Here is a 1,050-nt window from a genome sequence, read left to right on the forward strand (position 1 = left end):
GTTGCCGCCACCATCCTGCGCTCATTCTTCCTTTAATAAATAATGTATGGCTGAATACCCAATCAACAAGGGTATCGGCCGTCCGGTAGAGTTCAAGGGCTTGAAGGCACAGTACCTCTTCATCTTCTGCGGAGGTCTGCTGGCTCTCTTCGTCCTGTTCGTCATCCTCTACATGGTCGGTATCGACCAGTGGATATGTATCGGCTTCGGCGCGGCATCGTCCTCCCTCCTTGTATGGCAGACCTTCGCGCTGAACGCCCGGTACGGTGAACACGGGCTGATGAAATTAGGAGCGGCACGGAGCCATCCCCGATACCTTATCAACCGGCGGCGGATAACCCGTCTGTTCAAACGACAACGAAAGGAAGAAAGACAATGAGGAATACATCGAAAATGACAACACTGGAAAACAGGTTCCCACTTTTAGCGGTGGAGCATGGCTGCATCATCTCAAAGGACGCCGACATCACGGTGGCTTTCGAGGTGGAACTACCGGAACTTTACACCGTGACGGGTGCGGAGTACGAGGCGATACACAGTTGCTGGTGCAAGGCTATCAAGGTGCTGCCGGACTACTCCGTCGTCCACAAACAGGACTGGTTCATCAAGGAACGCTACAAACCGGAGCTTCAGAAGGACGACATGAGCTTTTTAAGCCGCTCTTTCGAGCGTCACTTCAACGAGCGTCCGTACCTGAAACACACCTGCTACCTCTACCTGACCAAGACAACAAAGGAGCGTAACCGGATGCAGAGCAATTTCAGCACGCTGTGCCGGGGACATATCATCCCGAAGGAGCTGGACAGGGAAACCACGACCAAGTTCTTGGAAGCCTGCGAACAGTTCGAGCGCATCATGAACGACAGCGGGCTTGTCAGGCTGCGCCGCCTCTCCACCGATGAGATTGTGGGTACTGAGGGAAAGACGGGACTTATTGAACGCTACTTCTCGCTCATGCCGGAAGGTGACACCACCTTGCAGGACATCGAGCTTTCGGCAAGGGAGATGCGCATCGGCGACAACCGCCTGTGTCTGCACACCCTCTCCGAC

General features: G+C 54.5%; 2 protein-coding genes. Both read left to right on the forward strand.

Translation table 11 applies throughout. The annotated features are described in order from the left end of the window. Positions 1-46: 46 nt before the first annotated feature. A complete protein-coding gene (locus DW640_RS23300; RefSeq protein WP_004291514.1) occupies positions 47-379 on the forward strand; it encodes a DUF4133 domain-containing protein in 333 nt (110 codons plus the stop codon). Continuing rightward, a partial coding sequence (locus DW640_RS23305; protein ID WP_117579007.1) for a TraG family conjugative transposon ATPase occupies positions 376-1,050 on the forward strand: 675 nt, incomplete at its 3' end. The genes DW640_RS23300 and DW640_RS23305, both read left to right, overlap by 4 nt.

This window comes from Bacteroides sp. AM23-12 (assembly GCF_003434395.1).
GTDB lineage: Bacteria > Bacteroidota > Bacteroidia > Bacteroidales > Bacteroidaceae > Bacteroides > Bacteroides thetaiotaomicron.